24 protein-coding genes are annotated in these 25739 nt (G+C 40.7%); 12 read left to right on the forward strand and 12 right to left on the reverse strand.

What is annotated here, in order from left to right:
• Positions 1-138: 138 nt before the first annotated feature.
• Positions 139-1119 carry a deoxyhypusine synthase family protein gene (locus HDE70_RS22300; protein WP_183866117.1) on the reverse strand — a complete coding sequence of 327 codons (981 nt, stop codon included), beginning with the start codon at positions 1117-1119 and terminating at the stop codon, positions 139-141.
• Between the two features lie 156 nt (positions 1120-1275).
• Here HDE70_RS22300 and HDE70_RS22305 point away from each other — a divergent pair, with 156 nt between their 5' ends.
• Positions 1276-2256, forward strand: a complete 981-nt coding sequence (locus tag HDE70_RS22305) for a helix-turn-helix transcriptional regulator (protein WP_183866118.1) — start codon at positions 1276-1278, stop codon at positions 2254-2256.
• A gap of 9 nt (positions 2257-2265) precedes the next feature.
• Here the strand turns inward: HDE70_RS22305 and HDE70_RS27350 are convergent, their stop codons facing one another.
• The 3 genes from HDE70_RS27350 to HDE70_RS22325 are packed head-to-tail and all read right to left on the reverse strand — an operon-like array spanning position 2266 to position 6003.
• Positions 2266-4110, reverse strand: a complete 1845-nt coding sequence (locus HDE70_RS27350; protein WP_260161861.1) for a heme ABC transporter ATP-binding protein — start codon at positions 4108-4110, stop codon at positions 2266-2268.
• A gap of 9 nt (positions 4111-4119) precedes the next feature.
• On the reverse strand, positions 4120-5160 hold the full coding sequence (locus tag HDE70_RS22320) for a FecCD family ABC transporter permease (RefSeq protein ID WP_183891857.1): 1041 nt from the start codon (positions 5158-5160) through the stop codon (positions 4120-4122).
• A gap of 6 nt (positions 5161-5166) precedes the next feature.
• Positions 5167-6003 carry a hemin ABC transporter substrate-binding protein gene (locus HDE70_RS22325; protein ID WP_183866120.1) on the reverse strand — a complete coding sequence of 279 codons (837 nt, stop codon included), beginning with the start codon at positions 6001-6003 and terminating at the stop codon, positions 5167-5169.
• A 322-nt stretch (positions 6004-6325) separates the two neighbouring features.
• Here HDE70_RS22325 and HDE70_RS22330 point away from each other — a divergent pair, with 322 nt between their 5' ends.
• The 8 genes from HDE70_RS22330 (at position 6326) to HDE70_RS22365 (ending at position 14722) form a co-directional block, all read left to right on the forward strand.
• Positions 6326-8698, forward strand: coding sequence for a TonB-dependent receptor (locus tag HDE70_RS22330; protein WP_183891858.1), 2373 nt, complete (start codon positions 6326-6328; stop codon positions 8696-8698).
• 12 nt (positions 8699-8710) lie between these two features.
• Positions 8711-9361 (forward strand): HmuY family protein, encoded by a 651-nt coding sequence (locus HDE70_RS22335; protein WP_183866122.1) that lies wholly within the window; start codon positions 8711-8713, stop codon positions 9359-9361.
• 3 nt (positions 9362-9364) lie between these two features.
• Entirely contained in the window at positions 9365-10129 is a 765-nt protein-coding gene (locus tag HDE70_RS22340; protein WP_183891859.1) for an HmuY family protein, read from the forward strand.
• A gap of 13 nt (positions 10130-10142) precedes the next feature.
• Positions 10143-11093, forward strand: coding sequence for a hypothetical protein (locus tag HDE70_RS22345; RefSeq protein ID WP_183891860.1), 951 nt, complete (start codon positions 10143-10145; stop codon positions 11091-11093).
• A gap of 84 nt (positions 11094-11177) precedes the next feature.
• Complete coding sequence (locus HDE70_RS22350) at positions 11178-11813, forward strand: hypothetical protein (RefSeq protein ID WP_183891861.1); 636 nt, start codon at positions 11178-11180, stop codon at positions 11811-11813.
• Between the two features lie 175 nt (positions 11814-11988).
• Positions 11989-12951 carry a hypothetical protein gene (locus HDE70_RS22355; protein ID WP_183891862.1) on the forward strand — a complete coding sequence of 321 codons (963 nt, stop codon included), beginning with the start codon at positions 11989-11991 and terminating at the stop codon, positions 12949-12951.
• A 211-nt stretch (positions 12952-13162) separates the two neighbouring features.
• The gene (locus HDE70_RS22360; protein WP_260161865.1) at positions 13163-13501 is read left to right on the forward strand and encodes a DUF6686 family protein; all 339 of its coding nucleotides are present in this window, start codon (positions 13163-13165) and stop codon (positions 13499-13501) included.
• A 90-nt stretch (positions 13502-13591) separates the two neighbouring features.
• Entirely contained in the window at positions 13592-14722 is a 1131-nt protein-coding gene (locus tag HDE70_RS22365) for a BamA/TamA family outer membrane protein (RefSeq protein WP_183866127.1), read from the forward strand.
• Here HDE70_RS22365 and HDE70_RS22370 read toward each other — a convergent pair.
• Entirely contained in the window at positions 14719-15501 is a 783-nt protein-coding gene (locus HDE70_RS22370) for an O-methyltransferase (protein WP_183891863.1), read from the reverse strand. The two genes, HDE70_RS22365 and HDE70_RS22370, sit on opposite strands and share 4 nt — an antisense overlap.
• A 45-nt stretch (positions 15502-15546) precedes the next feature.
• Between HDE70_RS22370 and HDE70_RS22375 the strand changes: the two genes are divergently transcribed.
• Positions 15547-16416, forward strand: a complete 870-nt coding sequence (locus tag HDE70_RS22375; RefSeq protein ID WP_183866129.1) for a transglutaminase-like domain-containing protein — start codon at positions 15547-15549, stop codon at positions 16414-16416.
• On the opposite strand, the gene HDE70_RS22380 is transcribed toward HDE70_RS22375, so the two are convergent.
• From HDE70_RS22380 to HDE70_RS22390, 3 genes are all read right to left on the reverse strand, one after another.
• Complete coding sequence (locus tag HDE70_RS22380) at positions 16413-17342, reverse strand: alpha/beta hydrolase (protein WP_183866130.1); 930 nt, start codon at positions 17340-17342, stop codon at positions 16413-16415. The two genes, HDE70_RS22375 and HDE70_RS22380, sit on opposite strands and share 4 nt — an antisense overlap.
• Positions 17342-18419, reverse strand: a protein-coding gene (gene prfB, locus HDE70_RS22385) for a peptide chain release factor 2 (RefSeq protein WP_183866131.1) whose coding sequence is annotated in 2 segments (ribosomal slippage) — positions 17342-18358 and positions 18360-18419 — 1077 coding nt in all. Because the reading frame shifts where the segments join, the coding sequence is not laid out codon by codon here. Before prfB ends, HDE70_RS22380 begins: the two co-directional genes overlap by 1 nt.
• Positions 18420-18490: 71 nt before the next feature.
• Entirely contained in the window at positions 18491-18994 is a 504-nt protein-coding gene (locus HDE70_RS22390) for a hypothetical protein (RefSeq protein ID WP_183866132.1), read from the reverse strand.
• Between the two features lie 183 nt (positions 18995-19177).
• Here HDE70_RS22390 and pgi point away from each other — a divergent pair, with 183 nt between their 5' ends.
• On the forward strand, positions 19178-20824 hold the full coding sequence (gene pgi, locus HDE70_RS22395) for a glucose-6-phosphate isomerase (RefSeq protein WP_183866133.1): 1647 nt from the start codon (positions 19178-19180) through the stop codon (positions 20822-20824).
• Between the two features lie 146 nt (positions 20825-20970).
• Entirely contained in the window at positions 20971-21504 is a 534-nt protein-coding gene (locus HDE70_RS22400; RefSeq protein WP_183866134.1) for a DUF4251 domain-containing protein, read from the forward strand.
• A gap of 31 nt (positions 21505-21535) precedes the next feature.
• Here the strand turns inward: HDE70_RS22400 and HDE70_RS22405 are convergent, their stop codons facing one another.
• From HDE70_RS22405 to HDE70_RS22420, 4 genes are read right to left on the reverse strand one after another with little or no spacing between them, the layout of a single operon-like run.
• Positions 21536-22633, reverse strand: coding sequence for a glutaminyl-peptide cyclotransferase (locus HDE70_RS22405; RefSeq protein ID WP_183891864.1), 1098 nt, complete (start codon positions 22631-22633; stop codon positions 21536-21538).
• Entirely contained in the window at positions 22614-22976 is a 363-nt protein-coding gene (locus tag HDE70_RS22410) for a YraN family protein (protein WP_068404004.1), read from the reverse strand. The genes HDE70_RS22405 and HDE70_RS22410 overlap by 20 nt, the downstream gene beginning before the upstream one ends.
• Entirely contained in the window at positions 22976-24976 is a 2001-nt protein-coding gene (gene dnaG / locus HDE70_RS22415; protein WP_183891865.1) for a DNA primase, read from the reverse strand. The genes HDE70_RS22410 and dnaG overlap by 1 nt, the downstream gene beginning before the upstream one ends.
• A gap of 9 nt (positions 24977-24985) precedes the next feature.
• Entirely contained in the window at positions 24986-25651 is a 666-nt protein-coding gene (locus HDE70_RS22420) for an SGNH/GDSL hydrolase family protein (protein ID WP_183891866.1), read from the reverse strand.
• Positions 25652-25739: the final 88 nt, after the last annotated feature.

Consider the following 25739-nt stretch of genomic DNA (forward strand, 5'->3'; position numbering starts at 1 on the left):
AAGAAATGACAGTAAATACAATTTATAATCATTCTAAACTTTTCGTTTTAGTGGCTTTAAACGAAGAAAATCAGCAAATTTTTCTATTTGCTGATTTTCTATACGACAAAAATCCAGATAAGGATTTGGAATTATAATTTACATTTTTAATATCCAGGCAAAAATCAATGGTGCTACAATAGTTGCATCAGACTCTACAATGAACTTAGGTGTATGAATGTCCAGCTTGCCCCACGTAATCTTTTCGTTTGGTACAGCACCAGAATACGACCCATAAGAAGTAGTAGAATCAGAGATCTGACAGAAATAAGTCCAGAAAGGGATATTTTCCATTTCCATATCCTGATATAACATAGGTACTACACAAATTGGGAAATCTCCTGCAATACCACCACCAATCTGGAAGAACCCAATTCCTTTTCCACCGCTGTTCTTAATATACCAGTCCGCAAGGTAACCCATGTACTCGATTCCACTTTTTACTGTAGAAGCCTGTAATTCATTTTTCATTACATACGAAGCGAAGATATTTCCCATCGTTGAATCTTCCCATCCCGGAACTACAATCGGCAGATTTTTTTCCGCAGCTGCAAGCATCCATGAATTTTTAGGGTCGATTTCATAATATTGCTCAAGCACACCGCTCAATAACATTTTGTACATATACTCATGCGGGAAATAACGCTCACCTGCTTTTTCAGCATTTGTCCAGATCTCCTGAATATGTTTCTGTAAACGTCTGAAAGCTTCTTCTTCAGGGATACAAGTATCAGTTACACGGTTGTAGTGGTTTTCCAATAAATCCCACTCGTCCTGAGGAGTTAAATCACGGTAGTTAGGTACACGTTTATAATGTGAATGGGCAACAAGGTTCATAATATCCTCTTCCAGATTTGCACCTGTACATGAAATTATAGAAACTTTATCCTGACGGATCATCTCTGCTAATGAAATTCCCAGTTCAGCAGTACTCATTGCACCAGCAAGGGTAATCATCATTTTACCACCTTCATCTAAATGCGTTTCATAGCCTTTAGCCGCATCCATCATTGCTGCTGCATTGAAATGGAGGTAATGCCCTTCCATGAATTTTGATATTGGTCCTCTTGTTACGCTCATTTTAATTAAGATTATTCTGTTTTGTATAAACTGCCGCAAAAATAAGGAAATATTCGTTAAAAACGACTCCCGGTTCAATAGCATATTATTAAGGAATCAATGCTTTTATTTAGAATCTTTATAAATAAAACAAGTATATTTGGAAAAATAAATCAGATGATAGTCAAAGCTAAAATTTCAGATCTTGACGAATGGTTATTCATTGAAGACGTCCCTGACATTTACTCTCCTAACAATACACTGGCAGAAAAACAGGTGATGATCCAGCGCCCGCCAGTACAAATGGTCAATTATCAGCTAACAACCGGAGGTATGTTTCTGATGCACTCCACTATGCTGTTTGACGAATCCACCAATATCCATACCGATATTAACGGAGAAACCATTACCAGTCAATTTATCTTCTATAAAAATGCATCGGGAAAAAAGATGTCAACTGCATCACATGGTAACAGCCGGCATAACATTCGTTACATTCCCTCTACCCAGGCCAGTCATGAATTAATTGCCAAAGTAGAATATACCTATTTTATGATTGTCCTTTCGAAGGATTACTATTTCTCTTTAATAGATCGTCACTCCATTTTACACGAACGATTTGTCAGGGATATAGAAAAAGGACAATTTACCTCTTTCTCTAACGAAGATATGGCTGTTACGCCCGAGATGAGAAGAGTGATCAACGAAATCCGGGATTGCCGGCAGATGGGAGAATTAAAAAGGCTTCATACCGAATCCAAAATACTTGAACTACTAATGTATCAGCTCGAGCAGTTGAGAAACGATGGTGGCGGTTCTGTCAAACAAGATCTCTTTAAAACCGGGGATTTTGACCGGCTGGAACAAGCCCGTACAATCTTAAACGAAAGATACGTGACCCCTCCTACCCATAAAGAACTGGCCAAAGAAATTTTGCTCAATGAATTTAAACTCCGTACAGGGTTTAAAGAATACTATGGCGTAACCATGTACGACTATATTACCAGGCTGCGTATGGAAAAAGCCCGGCGTTTATTACTCGAAGAAGAAATGAGTGTATATGAAGTCTCAGGTCTTACCGGTTTCAAACATCAGGCTAATTTCAGCAAAGCATTTAAAAAGTATTTTGGCATCCTGCCAAGTGGAGTCAGAGCATAATGCCTGGCATTATGCGAACTCCAGTTTCAGCACTTCGCGCCACTGCTCCAGTTCAGGAATACCAGGCTTGCGTTTCCCAAAAAACTGAACGATCATCTCTCCATCCTTATCATAGATCTCCAGCGAATTAATGTCACCATCAACAGAAGGTTTCACCACATGCCACACACTCGCAATACCATCTAATCTCAGGTGCAGGTTAAACTCAGGATCAAGCACATTAAACCACTCCCCTTTTTCCAGCAAATTAGTAACCAGTCCTGAGTGGATCTGGATACAACCCGGATTACCAGTAAATACCATAACGGGAACCTGACGTTCCGCACATTCAGTAATAAACCCTTTAAAAGTATCTACTGCAATTTCTTTTGTTCTGCCCGCTGGCGCAAGATGCATCGCCTGAATCCTGCTGACCCAAAACTTGCGCATCAGCATAAAGAATTCATGCGTATCCTGCATATTATTCCAGCCTTCCTGAAAACCAGCCAGGTCAATCTCACTATCCGGTTTGCCGGCAGCAGGCCTTTTTTGCTGATCCCTACTAATTACCGCTGCCTGCTGATCATCTGCAGTAAAACTCTCCACCAAACTCTTGAAAGCATCCGGATTACTTTTTTCAGTCAGATAGATTTTATGAACAGCTACGCCCATTCCATCAAAAAACTGCAAACTCGTAGTGCGTTCCTCTACTACAGCAAAACCATGTTTCCAGCTACCTAAGAATAAACGCAGGTCAATATCATCTCCTAACACCAGGCCAGCATGCGGTGTAAATGAAATCTTCTCATAAGCACCCTTGCGCTCATTCACACAGTACTCATTACGTGTCAATGCCATCACATGTCCCAGAGTAGGTACCGCTTTTAAAACAGATTCAAAATCAGGATTTAAACGGGTGACTGTTTCACCAAGGCCAGTCATTAGCAGTTCAGCCTCACTTACGTTAAGCGCAGCCGCTACATCGCGGATTCTTTTTCCGGGATTAGCATTTTTGTAAGACAGATAAGTCTCTTTTAAAGTATTCAGATTATCAGTACTCATATGATGTGAATTAGAATGAAATTTATTTGAATCTATCAGTACCTCCTTTGGAAGTACAAAAGGTTTTAAAGTATGACGATTGATATTGACATCCGCCTCAATTGAAAATATATTATAAACATTTCTCGTATTCAGCACTTCGGCCGGGCTGCCATCGTTCCACTTGCGCCCATTTTTCAGCATTAATATCCGATCCGCATATTGCGCCGCAAGATTGATATCATGTAATACCGTAATCACCATAAAATCTTTTCTCGCCAATGCGGTTACGATCGCCAGTGTTTGCTGCTGATACTGTAAATCCATACCCGAAACAGGTTCATCCATTAACAGTAACGCACCCGGACAATCCCAGATCTGAGCCAGTACCCTTGCTAGTTGTACACGCTGCTGCTCCCCGCCAGATAAAGTTAAGATCGAACGCTCTTCCAGTTCAGTCACCCCGCACACGTCCATAGTCTGCCGCACTACATTCCGGTCATTTTTACCAGGACTGCTTTTATAATGCGGATACCTGCCCATCATCACAATATCCTTCACCAGAAAATCTACATTAACCACATTATGCTGACTGAGCACTGCGCGTTTTTTTGCCAGTTCACCAGAAGCATAACCATGGATAGCCTTGCCATTCAATAAAATATTTCCTTCCGCATTTTTCTTCTCTCCACTCAGCATTTTGAGTAAAGTAGACTTTCCGGCACCATTAGCACCCAGAATAGCGACCACTTCTCCACAACGCATACTAAAAGAAAGATTCTTAACCAGCGTCCTGTTATTGATTTCGTACGTAATATTTTCTACTGTTAACATCAGCTGATTTTATTGAAGCAATTTCTTCTTGTCTTTAATTAAAATATACAGGAACAATGGTGTTCCCAAAAGTGCAGTGATCACTCCAATAGGTAATTCTACCGGCGAAACTATAGTTCTTGCAATCATATCTGCCAAAGTCAGGATTAACGCACCCAGTAAAGCCGATGCAGGCAATACATATTTATTGTCCACTCCTATAAATAAGCGGATCGTATGCGGTACTAACAAGCCGACGAAACCAATAACCCCGGAGACTGCAACCGCAGCACCAACTGCCATAGTGGCCAGGATGACCACACGGCGTTTCACCTGATTTACTTTCAGCCCCAGATGATCTGCCTGCGCTTCTCCCAAAGCAAAAGCATTTAAAGCCTTGCCCATAAAAGGAAGCAATACCACCGGGATCAAAACGAAAGGCAATAAAGCCAGTACCGTTTCCCAGGTTGCCCCCGCCAGACTGCCCAGCATCCAAAACGTAATATTGCGCAGCTGCTGTTCATTAGCCAGGTAAGTAATTAATCCAGTTAAAGCACCAGCCAACGCATTAATTGCAATTCCTGCCAACAACATCGTTGCCACATTTGGCTTCCCGTCTGAGCGGGAAATCTGATAAACCAGCATTGCTGCTATACCCGCGCCCGCAAAAGCCCCGAATGCCAGCAGATAATAACCTAATAAATTACCAAGACCGGCAAGTACACCAACCTCCAATGCAATAATCGCTACAGCAATTAAAGAAGCCCCTGCCGAAATACCAATCAATCCTGGCTCAGCAAGCGGGTTTCTGAAAATACCCTGAACCGCAGCTCCTGATATACCTAAGCCTGCACCCACCAGCACCCCCAGGATAACCCTTGGTAAACGTACAATCCGGATCACAGTTTCATACTGCTCTGCAACCGGATGCGCTTGAAAAAGACCAACCTTCCGCAATAAAATAACCAGCACATCTTTAACCGGAATATCCATTGCCCCTAAGCCCAGAGAAAAAGATAAAGCGACCAGCAAGGCCGCAGTTAATAAGAAATAAAAAAAAACAGGCTTCATATCGATTTACAATCCAGTCAGTTTTTCATTTAATGCTGTGATAGCCTGATCCAGGCGAACACTAAAATTGCTTAACAATGCCGGATCCATCTGTACAATCCTTTTATTTTTACCCGCTGTAGTTTGCCCTACCCCCGGCAGCTTTAAAATTCCATTGAGACCGCCAAGACTTGTCAATCCAAAATCAAACATTAAAATCACATCCGGATTCGCTTTGACCAGAGCTTCTGTAGTGTAAGGCTTAAAATCTTCGAATTCCTGAATTGCATTTTTACCGCCCGACAAGTTAATCAGAGCATCCAAACTTGACTTCTTACCAGCCACCATCATCACTCCGGTACCCCTCGCATAGATGAAAAGAACTTTGGCAGGTTTACCAGTTGTCTTTATCCGGGCTAAAGACTGCTTAACTTTCAATTCCGTTTGTTTCGCCAATGCTTCTCCTTTAGCAGTAACCTCTAATGCTGCTGCCACCTCACGGATAAATTTTAAAGCACCATTTACAGAATATTCCTGTTTAATGCTGACAAAGCGGATACCAGCAGACTTTAGCTGATATTGAATTTCTTTAGATACCGTTCCTTCCGGTGCAAGCACCAGATCAGGAGCAAAAGCAATCAATGCTTCTGCCGAAACAGACCTGTTGTTACTCACTTTAGGTAACTTATTCAGGAAAACAGGATAAGTAGTAGTCACATCTACCGCAACAATATTTTTCCCAAGACCTAAGGCATCAGTAGTTTCGGACAATGCTGCACCTAAAGTTATAATCCGCTTTGGAACAACAGCATACACTCCTAAACACCAGGTAATCATTAAAAACAAACAGCTTATTTTCTTCATATTGATTTAAATTCGTTCTGCAAACAACGCGTTTAATCAATCTAAATACAAGCAGTCTGTTTTCATTTATTCAATCCGTATTTTGCTGTAATAAGCAGCTCTGATTCACATTAAAATTAAAAACATGTTGTTTATGACCACTTTAATGCAACTATAAGTATAAAAATAAGTTCAAAAATCATCAAACAACGAAAAGAATAATACGGATTGAATAAAAGATAATACGTTTTGAATAAATCTTAATACGCATCGAACAAACCATATATGGAATTAATTAGCCAGTTTTGCCTCATCGTCTTATTTAGATCGATTAAAAATAATAATGTATTACAGCACTGAAATCAAAAAATTCTACAGCACTATATTTATCTTAACTCTGTATGCACTTACAGCAAATGCCCAAACCAAAGGTACGCTGAAAGGAAAAATAACAGACGAGAAGAATAATGTACTTGCCGGTGCGTCTGTTATACTCGAACCAGACCATAGCGTTGCAATCAGTGATAAAAACGGAAGTTTCGAGCTTAACCATCTTTATACGGGAACCTACACCCTCAAAGTAACCGCCGTAGGATTTAGTTCTTATACCATAGAAACCGAGATCAATTCAACGAACAAACCTATCAGCATTAAACTTCATACCGCAGAAAACGGGCTGGACGAAGTCAATATCAGCACCGGTCATCATAATCCGGATAACCTGATTGACATGGTAAACTCTATCATGCCCAGCACCATTATTACCCGCAAAACCATTGAACAAATGGGCAGCCGCAGACTGGATGAAGTATTGAAAGAACAAACCGGGCTTGCCATTGTCAGTGACATAGGCTCAGGCAACAGAGCAGTTGGCTTGCAGATGCAGGGATTTGACAGCGGTTATACTATGATTATGATTGACGGCCAGCCCATGGTAGGCCGTAATTCAGGAAACTTCGACCTTTCCCGCATTACAGTATCCAATATTGAACGTATTGAAATCATTAAGGGTGCATCCTCCTGCTTATACGGAAGTGAAGCGCTCGCAGGCGTTGTGAATATTGTGACCCGTAAAAACATTACCCAGCCACAAGGACTTGCCGCCTTACGTTATGGAAGTTATAATCTTGTGGATGCGACTCTGGAAGGTGAAACACCCTTTGCCGGCAAAAAAGGATCAGCCTATCTGTCTGCAAACTATTACCGCACCGATGGTTTCAATGCAAACCCCTACCTGAAAGAAGGAAAAACTGCTCCGCCATTTGACAGTTACTCCCTGCAAGGAAGAGGCAGATATATGCTCAATGAAATTTCTACACTGAACTTTAACGGCCGTTATACGACCCGTCATTCCGTTAATGAACTAAATTATGGCGTAAGACCAAGTACTGACGTCCTGGATGAACGTGACCTTAACGGATCGCTCTCCTTAAACAACAATTTCAGAAACGGTTTAAGACTAAAGACACAATACTACCTGACCCGTTATCAAACAGAACAGGACATTACCGATCTCAATAGCGGGGCATTGATTCCGGGAAACAGGTTTACCCAATACCTGCACAGGGCAGAAGTTCAGGCAACGCAGGAATTAGCCAGAAACCTGAATCTCACAGGTGGAATTGGTGGTGCATACGAACATTTAAATGATGTCTCCTACCGCGGATCAAAAGACATGAGCAATTACTTTGCTTACTTTCAGGCAGATTGGAAACCAACTGCTAAAATCGGAATTACTGGTGGTGCACGTTACGACTATCATGACAAATATGGCAGCAAAGTCAATCCAAGTATTGGATTCCGTTATACGCCGATCAAAGATTTAACTTTTAAAGCGGCTATCGGTACCGGATTTAAAACACCGAACTTCCAGCAACTCTACCTGGTCTTTACCAATCTTCAAACCGGATATACTGTATTAGGAGCGGAAGAATTTTCCAGGGAAATACAAATCCTGAAAGATGCAGGCCAGATCAGCAGTGTCTGGCCCATTGCCAGTCGTGTAGGTCAGTTGAAACCAGAACGTTCTGTTTCTTACAGCACAGGCTTTACACTTACCGCCATCAAATCTCTTAAGCTGGATGTCAATGTATTTTATAACGACATTAAAAACTTCATCAACTCCGAACAAGTCGCTACAAAAACCAGCGGACAGCAGATATTTTCTTACGTAAATATTGCCAGAGCTTACCTGACAGGAACTGAAATAAGCTTGAACTGGAATGCAACACGCTCCCTGAACATTAATGCCGGTTACCAGTTACTTTATGCCATAGACCGTGGTGTCGTAGACTCCATTAAAACCGGGCAAGGCCTTTACGGGCAAATTTATGATACCGATAAAAATGTGATGCGGAGATCTGTCAGGCCGGATTACTTCGGTATGGCAAACCGCTCCCGCCACATGGCTAATATCAAGTTCACCTATGAACACGAAAAATCCGGATTAACAGGTTCCTTCAGAGTAAACTACCGCAGCAAATATGGCTTTATGGAAGCCAACCGTGCCAATAACTTTATTGATAAATATGACACATTTGTCCGCAGCTTTTTCCTTTTCAATGCCTCCGTACAAAAGACTTTTTACAATAAACACCTTTCTGTTCAGCTCACAGCCGATAACCTGTTCGATTACCGAGATCAGCTTATGCCAGCACAACAAGGCCGCACTATTGTAGGCGGGATTACCTGGAAATTCTTTAAAGACCAACCTTAAAAAAATCATAAAATGAACATAAAATTACTTAAACAACTTCTGTTCTTACCCGCAATGCTGATCCTGTTCACAGCCTGCACCAAAGACGAGATTAAGCCACAACTGGAAGACGGCAAAAGCACGGTAATCAATGACTTGCCGGGAGATGTTGGCAATACCGTGGGCAGTGGAAAAGAATTTGCCCCCTTCTATTTTAGCTTTAAAACCGGGGCAAAAGCAGAGCTCAGTAAAAAGTCAACTACAGAATGGGATATCTCCTTTACTAAAGAATACAACTCTTATGTGACTCCGAATAACGCAGTCAGTAACCCCGGCAGTACTGGAAAAGGAGCAATGCTTGTAGTCAATCAAGCCTACGATCAGGTTAAAGAAGCACCTTCTGATACTGAGTTTACCAACAATGCAATTGCTTCTGCCGGCTGGGATTCAGGAGCTGGTAATGGCTGGTACTTCTACGAGCTTAAAACTCATATTGCAGTTCCGGTTAAAAACAGAACTTATATTTTACGCACCGCAGAAGGCAAGTATGCAAAACTACAAATGATCAGTATGTATAAAGGTGCCCCTGCTACAGTGAGTGATCTGAACTGGCCAGCTCCTTACTTCACCTTCCGTTATTTCGTACAACAAGACGGCAGCAGAAACTTATCCACTAAAGATTAAGACATGAAAACTCTTCAAGATATGAAGCACACAATCAGGCCACTGCTTATTTTGCCTGTCCTCGCACTCTTTCTGATTACTTCCTGCGCTAAAAGCAGCGATCCCAACCCGGTCGATCCGGGAAAACCAGTTGACCCGCCAGTAAGCGGGTCCGTACCCTTTTACAAATTACAACGGGTAGAAAATTTTGCAGCACCAACAGATGACGCAAACCCTACAGCTCCACAGCCTACTATCTATTTTAGTTTGGAAAACAAACAAGCTACCGCCGCTAACCTTGCACAAACTACGCGCTGGGACGTTGCCTTCAGTGGATTATATAACAGTTTTATGAGTGGCAACAACGGTAAAGATGCCAACAACTTTGGTAATGGTGGTGCAGGAGCAGGTGGTATCCTTATTCTGGACAAACCATTTGACCAGGTCACAGAAATACCCGCTGATGCACAGTTCAGAACAGGAAAAAGTTTGATCGGAACAGATGATTCCGGCGATTTCGGAGAAGGTATGGGCTGGTACCAATATGATTTTGCCGGAACAAAAAGAGGCGACGGCAGCTATGAAAAACAACACGTAGCCTATGCCCTGCCAGAAAAACGGACGCTCGTTGTACGCACAGGAAACGGAAATTATGCAAAAATCAAAATGATCTCCTGCTATAAAGACGCCTTTACCGTTGATAAATGGCTAAGAAGCACTCCACATATGTTCTTCACCTTTGAATATGTGCTGGTACCTAAAGGAAGCACAAAATTTGAAATTAAATAAAGAACACTATATAATGAAACGCATTCAATTTTTATATCTATTGCTGCTGCTTACCGGATTTACCGCCTGTAAAAAAACAATAGCGCCACCTGCCCTTTTCAACAGTAAAATACTGGAATATAATGTACCCGTTTCTGATGGTAATATTGCTGGCGTTATTGATGAAACAGATCAGACGATCACCGTATATATTCCATTTTATTACGAACTGAATGTCATCGATCCAAAAATTAAACTGGCAGCCGGCGCCACTATAAAAGAGACAATAGAACCAGTTGATGTACTGAGTGACAAAACTGTATATACCGTGACCGGAGCAGACAAAACAGTCACTACTTATAAGCTGGTTATTAAAATACAACAAGTTAATCCGCTGCGTCTGGACGAAAAATCTACGGCTGCTGAAATCGCTCAATATGGTGTGAATACAGGTATCAATCTGGTTGGAAATTTCTATACCACTGATCCCAATAAACTTAAAGTATCACTGGTTAACAAGGCTACCAGTAAAGAAACTGATATGGACAAAGGCGGTGATTATACGATAAGCCCAATTGAAGAAGATTACAATTTGTCAGGTTTAATCATTCCCGCCGGCATAGATACTGGCCTCTACTATATAAAAGTAAAGAAATCAGGTATTTCCACGCAATCGAAATATCTCATCAGACTAAGCTTCGTTAAACCTTTTATCGTTGTGATCACTGCCAGCACTTTTAAACAAGGAGACACCTTTACCATTAAAGCAGCAAACTCCGTATTTGTTAATCTCACCGGCTTCACAGTAACCATTAAAGGTCAGCCGGTAAATTTCCCTGTTGTCTCCTATTCCCGTACAGAAGCTGTGATCAAGATCCCTGAAACACTGCAACCCGGAAATTACGGACTCGTCCGTTATGCCGCGAAGTTCACCGGTTTCAGCGACTTCAATGACACCATAAACTTAACTATTACCCCTAAATAAAAGACATTAATCATCCGGGCTGGCAATCCCATCCGAACCAACAATGCCAAATTAAAAATTAAATTCTCTTAAAAATCTAAAATCATGAAAACAAACTTTCTAAAAATAACCGGGATGTTCGCCATATTAGCAGTATTAGCTACTTCTTGTAAAAAAGACAACAATGAAGTTTCAAATTCACCAGAAAAAAACCAGAATGCAGTAGTTAATGCAATTCCTGTAAACTCGGTGGTTACTGGTTCATTTACCACACCATTATCTTCTCCGGGAGGTTCAGCAGGTAACTGGGGAACTGTTTACTTTAGCCTGGCTAATAATGCGACTACAACTTCAACATCAGCTTATCAAGCATCTTTCAATGGTTCATTTGATGGAAACATCAATGCGAATACAACAGGAGCTTATAAATTAGCTTATGCTGATGTACCATCAACTACTTTAGCTGCAATTGCAAAAACTGCTTTTACAACTTCAAACGTGAATGCAGCAACAACTTTAGGATCAAATACATCAGCACCAGGATGGTATGCTTACAATGTAACAACGCATATTTCAGGCCCTGTAGCAGATCGTTATGTATTGTTATACAAAGGTACTTCAGTAGCAGCAGCGACAGAACTTTATGTTTTACAGATCATCACTGTAGGTTACTCAGCTGATTCAGCAACACCAGGTAACTATTTCGGTCAGATCTCATTTAACTACAAAAAATTAGTTTAACAGGGTGCCTGTCAGCTTTGCTTAAGACTGAAGGAAATCAAAAAGGAGCTGCTCTTCTCGAAAATTACAGCTCCCTTCTAAAACAAAGATAATTCCCCTTTAGATGAAGCAATTAACCCGGATGATTATTAATATAATTTGCGAAAGTAAATAAATTTGCAAACCCAGCCAAAAAATGAAACTACAATCCACTACTAAAATATTTTCCAGTTTACTGATTTTGCCGGTTATCGTTCTTTTCACCAGCTGTAAAAAACAATATACCGATTATTCTTACAGTAACCTGGTTAGCTTTAGCCTGAAAGGAAATGATGGAGAAATCTTAAAAGGTGCAATTACCGCACAGGATATTACTGTTTACTGGCCGCCTTTCACCAAGGTTCCGGACAGCATCATTCCACAGATTACAATCGCAGAACGGGCTAGTATCTCTCCCGCATCCGGCAAAAAGGTCGCTTTTAAGGAAACAACCAAATTTACAGTTACCGCGCAAGACGGTACCCAGACAGTTTATACACTTAAACCGGTCATCAATCAGCCAATTCCATATATTTCCGGATTCTCCCCTGCTTATTCCCATGATAACAATGGAGTGAGGGTCTTTTACCCGGATACAGAACTTGACCTTCAGGGAGATTATTTTCTGGCCGACAGCCTGGCAACCAAACTCTATCTTGAAGTAGAAGGCGGTCAGGAAATCCCGATGATCATCACCACGCTTGCCAAAACACGGATCATCTCAGAAGTACTTTCTGAAAAGCTAAAAAAAGGAACTTATTTCAAAGTTAAAATCGTCTCAGGCTCCCGCACTATTTATTCAGGGCGCTGTTTAATGGGAGAAGCTTTACCGCTGATTCCAGAAGCAGATATACTATATACAAAAACTTTTAAAGCAGGCGATACATTTACCCTTGCCGGTATCAATATCAATACAATCTCTGCCGTAACCGTTGCTGCTAACCTGACAGCAGCTCCACAAACCCTGGTTGTTCAAAGTAAAACAGCAGGAGAAGTAACGCTTAAAATCCCTGATAATATGCCAGCAGGAACCTATAGTGTTCTGAATTATACTTATGCAGCAGATATGTATCATCCCACTAAAACAAATACCCTTTACACCAGGCTGATCGTTAAATAATTAATATTTCCAAATAACCTCTCCCCTGAATCATCAGTTGTTTGCCTGATGGTTTAGGTTTTTTTTTACGCTAAAAACCTTTAAAACAACGTAAACAGACAAATATTCTTTTTTATTTAGAATAATTATAAATAATGTATTATGTTTGAACTATTCCAACAAAGCTGCTCTTCTAATATGCTTAATTGTTAAACTCAAAAAATGCGATCCTATGTGCAAAACAATAGTTTTAAGTTCAGGAAAAGACACTGCAATATCACATTGCCCATGCTGCAATGTATTTTACATCTGGCACAACAATCTATTGTTAAACTTCACCCACAATGATTTTTTAAACTTTAAAGACATCATTCAAAACTTCTCTTTCTCAGAAACCAGTCTGCCCTTTCCAGATAAAAAAGAGAGAATATTATTGCGTACCCCTAATGAAGACATCAGCTTTGCCTTTACACACGATGAACTGGATTCCTTCCGGTCTATGCTCAACGAAGCCATGTTTATGAAAGAAGTTTATACCCTGATGGGAACAGAGCCCGGAACAAATCATTAGCGATAAATAAAGCTGCACCTGATTTTACTCATAAATTGCTTACTTTAGCGCCTTTATTTTACGTAATATAACTACGCGCAGCCCCCTCTAATGAGAAAAATTTTGCTTTCCACCACCCTATTGCTCTCAACGCTTCATGGATTTGGACAAATGAAACTGATCAAACGTATGTTATCAGAAGATGTAGATACAACCCGCAAAGCGAGTTTTATGCCACTTCCTCTGCTAAGATACTCTCAGGAGATAGGTTTGGAATTTGGTATCGGCGGTCTTTACTCTACCTATCTTGATAAAAAAGACACTTTGAACCGTAGTTCTAATTTTTCAACAGTACTCTCACTCTCTACAAAAAGCACTTATAATGTAAGTCTGAAAGGCGACGTATGGACAAAACACAATGCTTATCATCTGATTAGTGAGCTTAGGTTCAGAAGTATGCCTTTTGACTTTTTCGGCATCGGCAACCAAACACTGGAAGCAAATAAAGACAGGCTGGTACAACGCCAGATCAGGGCATTTTTCGACGTAGAAAAAAACATTCTTCCCTTCTTTTATACAGGCGTATCCTTAGGCTTTGAAAACTATAATTTCAAAGACAAAGTGCCAGGTGGAATTTACGACACAGACCCGGCAGTTCTGGGCCAGAATGGAGGATCAGTACTTTTTCTTGGTGTATCTCAAACCTATGATACCAGGAATTCAAACAATTACCCTACCAAAGGTTTTTTTGGAAGAGTATCCTATCAATATGCCCCGAATGTCTTCGGCGGAAATGATTTTACAGGCAGTCAGATCAAAGTAGTTGTACGTAACTTCTGGCCGTTAGCTAAAAAGTTCGTATTGGGCGTAAACGGGATTTATTATACTATACAAAGCAAAAGTACCCCATTCTATCTCTTACCACAACTCGGTAATGACGAGATCATGCGTGGCTATTATTCAGGCCGTTACAGAGATGAAAACTTACTCGCTGCACAAACAGAATTACGCTACCGCTACAATAACCGTTTTGGTTTAGTTGCATTTGGTGGTGGCGGGCGTGTTTTTGCGAACGGAGACTTCTCCTTCAAACAATTTAAACCCTCTTACGGAGCAGGCGTAAGATACTTCTACGACCCGGCCAAAGGCCTGAGCGTAAGAGCAGATTATGCAGTTGGAGAGAAAAGACCGAACGAAGCCAGACAATCAGGATTTTACCTGAGCCTGGCAGAAGCATTTTAAAACTTAATCTTGAAATGTTCTTTTTTCTGGCCTTTTTTGAAGTAAACCAGTCCGATCCAGAACAAATCTACCGTTACCGTTACATCCGGGTGGTTCTTGATTTCTTCCCATGCTTCTTTCATTCCTTTGCTCCAGTAAATGTCATCGAAGATCAGCAATGAATCTTCATGCACCTTTGGCAAACACCATTTAAAGTAATTTATTGTGGCATCTTTACGGTGGTTACCGTCGATATAAACAAAATCCAGCTTTGGGGCCTGCTCAATTACAACCGGCAACAATACATCAAAATTCCCCACTTGTAACTCTATATTATCCAGTTCAAGATCCTGAAAATTCTCATAAGCTTTTTTGGCAGTTTCCGGGCATCCCTCAATCGTAATGATATCTGAATCAGGACAAGCTTTCGATAAATAAGCAGTTGTAATTCCAAGGCAGGTACCCAGCTCAATCAAATTAGCAGGCTTACTATTTTTTGCCAGGCGATAAATCAGCTGCGCTAACCTTGGTGATTTCAAAGCATTCTTAGCAATTTCTTTTACCTTCTTTGTGCGGTTTTTGTTCAGATGAGAACCAGCACCAAGATCAGTAACCGTGATTAAAGCATCGTCATTTAAAAGTTTTTTTCTTTGTTCCTCAATACCTTTGTATTCAGTTTTGGAGTTAAAATCGTAAATTACCTCATCCACCAAATGATAAACAAAAGGTGAATGGGTGCCATGCCTGCTCTTAGAGGTTAAACGATGCTTCAGATAATCGCTGATGAATTGTAATGCCATAACTGCAAAAATAGGTAAACGAAGCATTCTAATTGGTATTTTTTAATGGAAAATAGTACAGAAATAAAAGCGCTGGTTAAATTACTGGATGATACAGATCAGGAAGTTTTCGAACAAGTAGCAAAACGCCTCCTTGAACACGGAACTTCAGTCATTCATTTTCTGGAAACAGAATGGGAGAAATCCCTGGATACGCTATTACAGGAAAGAATAGAAAACATAGTCCATCAGATTCAGTTTAACACCGTCAAAGAAGATCTTAATCTTTGGTATCAGAGTGGTGCGTTCGATCTTTTACAAGGCGCCTTAGTCATCAACCGTTATCAATATCCCGACCTTGATGAACAAAAAGTAATCAACCAGATTGAAGAGCTTAAAAGAGAAATCTGGACTAACCTGCAATACGAAATGAGCTCTGTAGAGAAAATCAAGCTCATTAACCACATCTTTTATAACATTCACGGCTTCAAAGGAAATACTAAAAACCATCACGACCCGCAGAATTCCTACATCAACCAGGTACTGGAAACAAAAAAAGGAAACCAGATTTCGCTCGCTATTATCTATGCCACTATCGCACAAAAACTGGATATCCCGGTTTATGGCGTCAATCTGCCGCAGCACTTTATACTCGGTTATATTGATGAAAGCAAAAGAGAAGAAAACGAATTTGGCGTACTATTTTATATCAATGCATTTAACAAAGGAGCTATCTTCGGCAAGCACGATGTAGACCAGTTTTTACGTCAGCTGAACCTGCAACAGCTACCCGGCTTTTATGCCCCATGCAGTAACGTGGAAATTATCCGCAGGATTATCCGTAACCTGATCTCAGCTTATGAAAACCTCGGTAATCCGGACAAAGTAGAAGAATTGAAAGAATTACAGGATATTCTGCTTAAAAGCGACCTTTAGTTTGCTGTTAACAGCTGATTAGCCAGCATCCATTCCTGTAAACGAAGAAACCAGTCATCAGAAGTCTTCTTATTGTGCATACCATAACCATGCCCTCCCGCCTGGTAAAGATGCGTTTCCACAGGAACTTTATTCTTCACCATAGCCTGGTTAAACAAAATAGTATTCTCCACCGGAACAGTATCATCGTCATTCGCATGAACCAGGAAACTTATTGGCGTCTGCGCATTTACATGCAGCTCATTAGAAAAGTATTCCTTTTGTGTCTGCGTCGCATTCGGGCCGATCAGGTTTTTAACAGAGCCCGTATGTGCTGAAGCTGTAAAACTGATTACCGGATAAATCAGTATTGCGAAATCTGGCCGCAGGCTCAACCCTTCAGGGTTTTTAATTTTAAGATCCTCATAATGAACTGCAAGCGAGGCCGCAAGATGTCCACCAGCAGAAAAGCCCATAATCCCGATTTTCGAAGGATTAATATGCCATGCCACTGCATTTTTACGAACCAGGTAAATTGCCTGCTGGGCATCCTGCAAAGGGCCCGAAGACTGATCGACCATAATTGTATCACTCGGCAGGCGATATTTCAATACAAACGCTGTTACCCCCTGTGCAGCAAAACGGCGCGCCACTTCCTCTCCTTCATGATCAGTAGCCAGAAAAGCATATCCGCCACCCGGACAAATAATCACAGCTGTTCCATTTGCTTTCTGCGGATCAGCAGTATAAAGACTGAGCGAAGGATCACTCACCTTGCTCAGTCCAAAAACTTTACCATTAATGATTGTTTCTTTTTGCTTATAAGTAGCAGGAACGGTTCTTGCCCCCGGTATTTTCCCCGGGTACAGCTTCATCACTTCCTGAGCCTGTACCCCACTCCCTGCTAATATTCCCATAACTAAAAGTAACAACCATTTTTTATTCATTAGAATTCCATTAAATATGCTTTCAGAAAATCATTCAGCTCCCCGTCAAGGACAGCCTGTGCATTAGAAGTTTCATAGTTGGTTCTCAGATCTTTCACCAGTTTATACGGATGTAAAACATAGTTCCTGATTTGTGAACCCCACTCAATCTTCATTTTTGAACCTTCAATAGCGGCAGATGCAATCATCCTTTCACGCATGACAGCTTCATACAACTGTGACTTCAGGAGTCTTAATGCATTCTCCTTGTTCTGTAATTGAGAACGCGATTCCTGGTTTTTAATTACAATTCCAGAAGGTTTATGATATAAACGTACCGCAGTTTCCACTTTATTTACATTTTGTCCACCCGCTCCACCCGAACGGAAAGTCTCAAATTCAATATCCGCATCCTTGATTTCAATCTCAATTGTATCATCCACTAATGGATAAACATATACCGAAGCGAATGAAGTGTGCCGGCGCGCATTGGAATCAAAAGGTGAAATACGTACCAGACGGTGCACTCCGTTTTCGCCCTTCAGATAGCCATAGGAAAAATCTCCCGCAAACTGTAAAGTAACTGTTTTTACACCCGTAACCTCCCCAGGCTGAAAATCCTGCTCAGTTACCTTGTAGCCGTTCTTCTCGCCCCACATAATATACATCCGCATCAGCATGGCTGCCCAGTCACAACTTTCAGTTCCACCAGCTCCCGCAGTAATTTGCATCACTGCATTCAGCTGATCTTCCTTACTGCTCAACATGTTTTTTAATTCCAGATCCTCGATCAGGCGCAGACACTTTTCATACTGCTCCTCCATCTCCTCCTTGGTGGCATCCCCGGATTGCAGGAAATCAAATAAGACCTGTGTATCCTCAAACTCCGCGTTAACTTTCTGCCAGGCATCAGTCCACACTTTTTTTGAATTCATTTCTGCCAAATGCTTTTCAGCCTTTTTGGGATCATCCCAAAAATCTGTTTGTAAGGTAAGCTCCTGTTCTATATAAATAGCTTCGAGTCGGGTTTCGACGTCAAAGATGCCTCCTCAGCGACGCTACTCTGTCCCTTAAATCCTGTATTTGTTCTTTTGTCATAAGCACAAATATAACACAAAAGGCTACCTGAACAATGTTCGGGCAGCCTTTTACGAAATAAGTATATATGTTTAGCTAAAAAGCCCTTTAAGCTTATCTACAATACCGCCGCCTTCAGCCCCCGGTTCACCTGGTTTACCACTGGTAAATAAGTTGGTCAGATCTGATAACTCAAACTTTCCATCCGGCCCTGATATTTTGCTCAATACATCTTTAATATCAAACGAGCTGTCATCAGGATCATTTGTTTTATTAATGAATTTACCAATAATACCCGGAATAACAGAAGCAGCAATTCCTTTCGCTGTATCCAGGTTGATTCCCATTCCTGCTAATTTATCAATAAAGCCGGCCGAAGCATCCTGTGCAACAGCACTGCCTTCAATATTGCCACCTTTAAACGCGTCTACAAGACCACCGATATTACCAGAAGATAATTGTTGTTTTAAAGCATCAATGATAGATCCCGAAGCCGCAGAAATCGCAGCTTCATTGTGTTCATCAGGAATTTGACTATTGTTGACAATAGCATCCTGAGTGCTATCTTTAACCAGTTGATTCAGATTTTCTAACATAATGGGTAGTTTTTACAGGTGAACTGATATTTTTTTATTAAATATAATACAAATAAAAACCAGCGGCAACCACTCATTTGACTGTTAAAAGTAAAATATTTCATTTTAAAGCCCGTTTTACTATTAAATACAATCCAATCTGCCGACATTTAAACTATACATTTACAGAAACACCATTTATTTATGTTACCAACCATAAACTTTACAGAGACAGCGGCCTATAAATACCTGGCTGATCACTTCATTGACATCAATGAAAAAAACTTAAAACAACTGTTTGCAGAAGATGAAAAGCGTTTTGAGAAGTTTTCACTGGTTTTCGAAGATATCCTGCTGGATTATTCAAAAAACAGGATCAATGATACAACCCTTGCCCTGCTGATGCAGCTTGCCAGAGAATGTAAACTGGATGAAGCCATCAAAGCAATGTTTAGCGGAGAAAAGATTAACCAGACAGAAGACAGGGCCGTTTTACATACTGCCCTGCGTAACCAAAGCAATAAACCAGTTTATGCAGATGGGATCAACGTCATGGACGATGTCAACGAAGTACTGGCTAAAATGGAGAAATTCAGTGAGGCGATTATTTCCGGATCATGGAAAGGTTATACAGGTAAAGCAATTACAGATGTTGTAAATATCGGTATTGGCGGGTCAGATTTAGGACCTGTAATGGTTACTGAGGCCTTAAAAGCCTATAAAAATCATTTAAACATGCATTTTGTGTCTAACATAGATGGCACACATATCGTGGAAACCCTTAAAACTGTAGACCCTGAAACTACCCTTTTCCTGGTGGCTTCAAAAACATTCACTACACAAGAAACCATGACTAATGCCAATACAGCAAGAGAATGGTTCCTGAATAAAGGTGCAAAACAAGAAGATGTTGCTAAACACTTCGCCGCACTTTCTACCAATGCTAAAGATGTAGCTGCGTTTGGGATTGATACCGCAAACATGTTTGGTTTCTGGGACTGGGTAGGTGGAAGATATTCTTTATGGAGTGCTATTGGTATGCCTATCGCACTAAGCGTAGGTTTTGCTAATTTCAAAGAATTACTTGCTGGTGCGCATGCAGCAGATGAGCATTTTGAGCATACACCGTTTGAAAACAATGTACCCGTAATCCTTGCCTTAATAGGGATCTGGTACATCAATTTCTTTGATGCAGAAACAGAAGCAATCCTTCCATACGATCAATACCTGCACCGTTTTGCAGCTTATTTCCAACAAGGAGATATGGAAAGTAACGGTAAACATGTAGACCGTAACGGCAATGATGTTACTTATGAGACAGGCCCGATTATCTGGGGTGAGCCAGGGACAAATGGTCAGCATGCATTTTATCAGCTGATCCACCAGGGAACACGTATTATTCCTTGTGACTTTATCGCACCTGCGCAAAGTCTGAACCCAATCGGAGAACACCACCCAATTTTACTATCTAACTTTTTCGCACAAACAGAAGCCCTGATGAACGGTAAAACCGAAGAACAGGTAACTGCTGAGCTGGAAAAAGAAGGTAAAACAGCAGAAGAGATCAAGAAGCTTGCACCATTCAAAGTTTTTGAAGGCAACAGACCAACGAATTCAATCTTACTGAAAAAAGTAACACCACGTAGCCTGGGTACGCTGATTGCAATTTACGAACACAAAATATTTGTTCAGGGAATTGTATGGAATATCTTCAGTTTTGACCAATGGGGTGTAGAATTAGGAAAACAACTGGCAAAAAGTATCCTTCCTGAATTGAAGAATGATGATGCCGTTTCCTCACATGATGTTTCTACCAACGGATTAATTAACCAGTACAAAAGCTGGAGATAAACTTAAATTCCTGCTTAGCATTAAGCAGGAATATTAGCTAAACGTTTCCATTCGTATATTTTGTATATTAAACCTTTAGAAGGAAAAACCATCAAAGGCTTTAATTCGTTATATCAGGCGATATAAATTATATAAAATAAACACAAATGGAAACGTTTAAAAATCTTTTGATCATTGTTCTGCTATTTTCCGGCTTACCATCAAAAGCTCAGACTACGCAGGAAACTGCCACAAAAATTGTAGAAGCAAAGAACTATGTATTTGCAGCGAACAGCGCAAGTCCGCTGAACGTCGCTGATATTAACAAAGTGATGAGCAGAATGCCAGGTTATACCGGCGGAGGAAATATCAATCTTACCGGATCAAATTACACCTTTACTGTAACACCAGACAGCGTGGTTGCTTACCTGCCTTATTACGGCAGATCTTACACGCCCAAAATCGGAGATCCCAATGATAGCGGGATCAAATTCAAGTCTAAAGATTTTACGTATAAAAACACTCAAAACAAAAAAGGCGGATGGTTGATCCTGATCAATCCAAAAGATGTGAAAGACAATTATAACCTGACGCTTTCGATTACAAAAACAGGCCGTGCTACACTTTCTGTAACAAGCAATAGCCAGCAACCCATCAGCTATGAAGGAAACATTACAGAGCCGGAGCTAAAAAAGAAATAACCACGAAACAAACTGTGCCGGGAGCAATTAGTTATTTAGGGCTAACCGGAACAAGCTGTATCTGGAATAACTTGCTAAATTTCTTTCCTGTCACAAAAAGGCGTTTACCAGCAGCATCCCATGCAATACCGTTTAATACGTCTGTATTGGGATATCTATCTTTAGCAGGCAATATCCCAGTCAGATCAATATAACTCAATACAGAGCCGCTTTTAGGGTCTATAATAGCAATTTTATCTGTCTGATAGATGTTAGCATAGATTTTACCATCTACAAACTCGAGTTCGTTCAGCTGAGCGACCTCTCCGTTATTATCATAAACATCTATATAATTTTCTTCCTTGTAATTGTCTTTGTTTAAAAACCAGATGCGGTTAGTCCCGTCAGATTTGATGATCCGCTGTCCGTCAAAGGTTAGACCCCAGCCCTCTCTGCTATTCTGGTAAGGAAAAGTACCTAACTGTTTTAAAGATTTGGCATCATAAATAAAACCAACATCTTCTTTCCAGGTCAGCAATATGATTTTATCACCAATCAGCGTAGAACCTTCCCCAAAGAACTTCTTTTCCAGATCAATCTTTGGAGATGCTTTACCTGTATGAAGATCTACCCATTTTAAAGTAGAAAAACCATACTCTCCGCTGCTTTCCAGCAAACGGCCATTGTGATATTCTAAACCTTGTGTATAAGAACTTGTATCATGCGGAAATGTATTGATCACTTTATAAGTGAATTCAGTTGGCTTCACCGCAGATTTCAAGACAATATTAATCGTTAATGTATCTTTTTTAGAGCCATTATCCACTACCGCAGTAATCAATTTATAACCCAGCGATAAACCATCAGTTTTGATCGTCAATGCCTCACCATTATTTTTTGATCCTACTGATTTACCATCCAGCAGATAATTTACAGTGTTTACCTTGCCCTCAGCAGGAACATCCAGTTGTACTTTCACGTCCTCACCCAGTCCATAACTTTGACCTTGTTCAGGAAGTTTGAAGCTCAGTGCATCACTGGTTCCAGCGCCGCTTTTACAAGAGATCACGAAAGTAATACCAGTAAGCGCACCAATCAGGAGTATTAATTTAGGTAATTTAACGAGCGTATTAGTTTGGCCAAAATGCATCTTCAATATGATTAATTTTATAAAGTTGTTCATTTTCAAAAACAATTGCAACAATATCATACCGAATTTCCCCCTGGTGGTTCTTTCGGTCAATATAAATAGCGGAGGCGAATTCCATTTGCTTTTCCTTTTTCCAGTCCACAAAATCTTCCGGTTCACCGTGCCCGACAGAGCTACGGGTTTTTACCTCCACGAAAATAAGCTTACTGTCATAAAAAGCGATCAGGTCTATTTCTGCTCTCTTAAACACCCAGTTTTTTTCCAGAATGCGATAACCAAGCTGTTCTAAATAAGATGAAGCCAATTGCTCTCCCCTTCTTCCCAGTTCGTTATGCGCTGCCATTACTTGATGACAACGGAGCCTAAGAACCTGGAAATTTCCCGTTCCACATTTTTAATGTGTGCATATCGCTGCATCAGGATTTCCTGGTTCACAGCGTCCGTTTCCACTTTTATTTCCTGTAGTAAACCAAGCAGAATACGGTCAACCTTTCTCTTTTTCAGATGGAAAAGCCCACCCAGAATAGTCGCTTTTAAATTAACCGTTTCATCCCGCACATAAATCTTGTGCTTGTTATACCAGTTTTCACTCAGCGAGTAAGGTGAACTCGATAACGTAATCGCCAGATCGGCAACATTACGGTCACTATTTTTAATAAACTGGTTTGCCACCGGCAAATGTCCATTCTCAATTTCTTCTTTGTAATTCTGAATAATCAGCTTACACGTTTCATCTTCAAAAGTAACATCAGAAAGATTTTGCATGATAAATGAACCGATGTACATGTTATCAATATTATCCCAGCTTACTAGTTCGTGCCCAAAGGCCAGTAAAAGCCTTACAATCTCATGTTCCTGTAATAGATCATCATCCGCCCTGGTTTCCATTTCCGGAAGATCCATAGGTGCATTGTCATCAAACAGGTTATCAGGAGGGCCATCCGGATAAGGAGAATGCTGGTTCGTATTGGAAGACTTCTGTTGATAACCTTGTTGATATCCCTGCTGCTGTCCCTGACCTTGTCCACCTTTTTTAAACTTCGCCGAACGGATTTTGTTCAGCTCGGTCATTAACATCCGTTCCTCTACCTGGAGCAAATGACTGCATTCCCTGATAAATACAGAAGCTTTAATATCATCCGGTATCTTGGCGATACTTTCTACAATATCCCTGATAATGCCCGCACGTTTAATCGGATCTGTACCCGCTTCCTTTAACAGCGTATCTGCCTTGTAAAGAATAAAATCCTTACGGTTATTTTCTATATAAATCTTAAAAGCACCGGCGCCAACCTTGTGCATATAAGAATCCGGATCATGACCATCAGGAAAGTTAACAACTTTCACATTCAGCCCTTCTTCCAGGATCATATCCAGTCCACGCAGCGAAGCTTTAATCCCCGCAGCATCCCCATCATATAAAATGGTTACATTCTGCGTAAAACGTCCGATCAGCCTGATCTGTTCAATCGTTAATGAAGTACCCGAAGAGGCCACTACATTTTCAATATTTGCCTGATGTACAGAAAGCACATCCGCATAACCCTCTACCAGGTAACAATTGTCTAAATCACGAATCGCCTTCTTGGCTTGATACAACCCGTAAAGTACATTCGATTTATGGTAAATATCACTCTCCGGAGAGTTGACATATTTTGGAACATTCTTATCTGTTTTCAGTGTCCGGCCACCAAAACCAATTACCCTTCCGGTAAAATTATGGATTGGGAACATGACCCTGCCCCGGAAGCGGTCGTAAACCTTACCCTTCTCATTACGGATCGCCAGACCAGTCTTTTCCAGATACTCTTCTTTGTGCCCTGCCGAAGCCGCACTTAAGATTAACGCATCCCACTGATCGGGAGAATAGCCCAACTCGAATTTCTTAATGATATCTTCCCGGAAACCGCGTTCTTTAAAATAGCTTAAACCGATTGCCCGTCCCTGTTCACCAGTCCATAATTCACTGGCAAAATAATTTGCCGCATACAAAGAGACTACATATAAACTTTCCCTTGCATTGTTAGCCTCCTGAACTTCCGGGCTCTCTTCCTTCTCCTCAACTTCAATATTATATTTCTGCGCCAGGTATTTTAAAGCCTCAGGATAAGAATACTTCTCGTGGTCCATAATAAAACGCACAGAATCCCCTCCCTTACCACAACCAAAGCACTTATAAATACCTTTGGTTACCGATACGTGAAAAGATGGTGTTTTCTCATTATGAAAAGGGCAATTACCGATTAAGCTTGTCCCACGCTTCTTTAAAGACACAAAATCACCGACAACCTCCTCAATACGGGAAGTGTCCATGATTTTGTTAATAGTATCCTGATATATCATTCAAACAAATTACTTGACTAGTGGTATCAACGTTGCAGCTAACGTTTGATTACCTTTTTCATTAAGATGTACGCCATCAGTTGTTAAGATTCCTTTTGGGAGATCCTGCGGATTATTCTGCAAATCATATTCCGTAAACAACTTCCTCAAATCACATAACACCAATTTATTTTTAGTGGCCAGTTCCCTGATCGCTGCCGAATAGGTATCCAGCTCAGCATCCAGTTCATTGGTACCACTCTTTTTCTCTCCAATAACTGCTGGTGTACAAACGACAACCTTCGCACCATTAGTCTGAATTTTATTAATTAACGCCTGGTAAAATTTCACAAATTTATCCAGGTCCGTTCCCGTATGAGAACTCTGTTTGTGCCAAACGTCATTTACACCGATATAAATAACAACCAGGTCTGGTTTTTTATTCAAAACATCATCCTCTAAACGCAGGTAAAGATCATATACCTTATTCCCGCCAATTCCAGCTCCAATAACTTCATAAGCCGGGGAACTCAGTTTTTTGCTGATCAGGTCAACATAACCACCCGGCTGGGCACCTTGCTGGGTAATAGAATCACCAAAGAAAATAATCTTTTTAGATTTGGCTTTCATAGCCATAAAAGTAAGTAACAAGCATCCTGTAGCCAGAAATGCCATAGTTTGGATCAGTCTTTTCATGAACATGCGTTTTGTGGTTAGAATAGGTTTGGTATCGCCGGAAATCCGGTTAAAATTCCCAGGGAATCAAAGGTAACCAATTTAGAAC

This window comes from Pedobacter cryoconitis, assembly GCF_014200595.1.
GTDB lineage: Bacteria > Bacteroidota > Bacteroidia > Sphingobacteriales > Sphingobacteriaceae > Pedobacter > Pedobacter cryoconitis_C.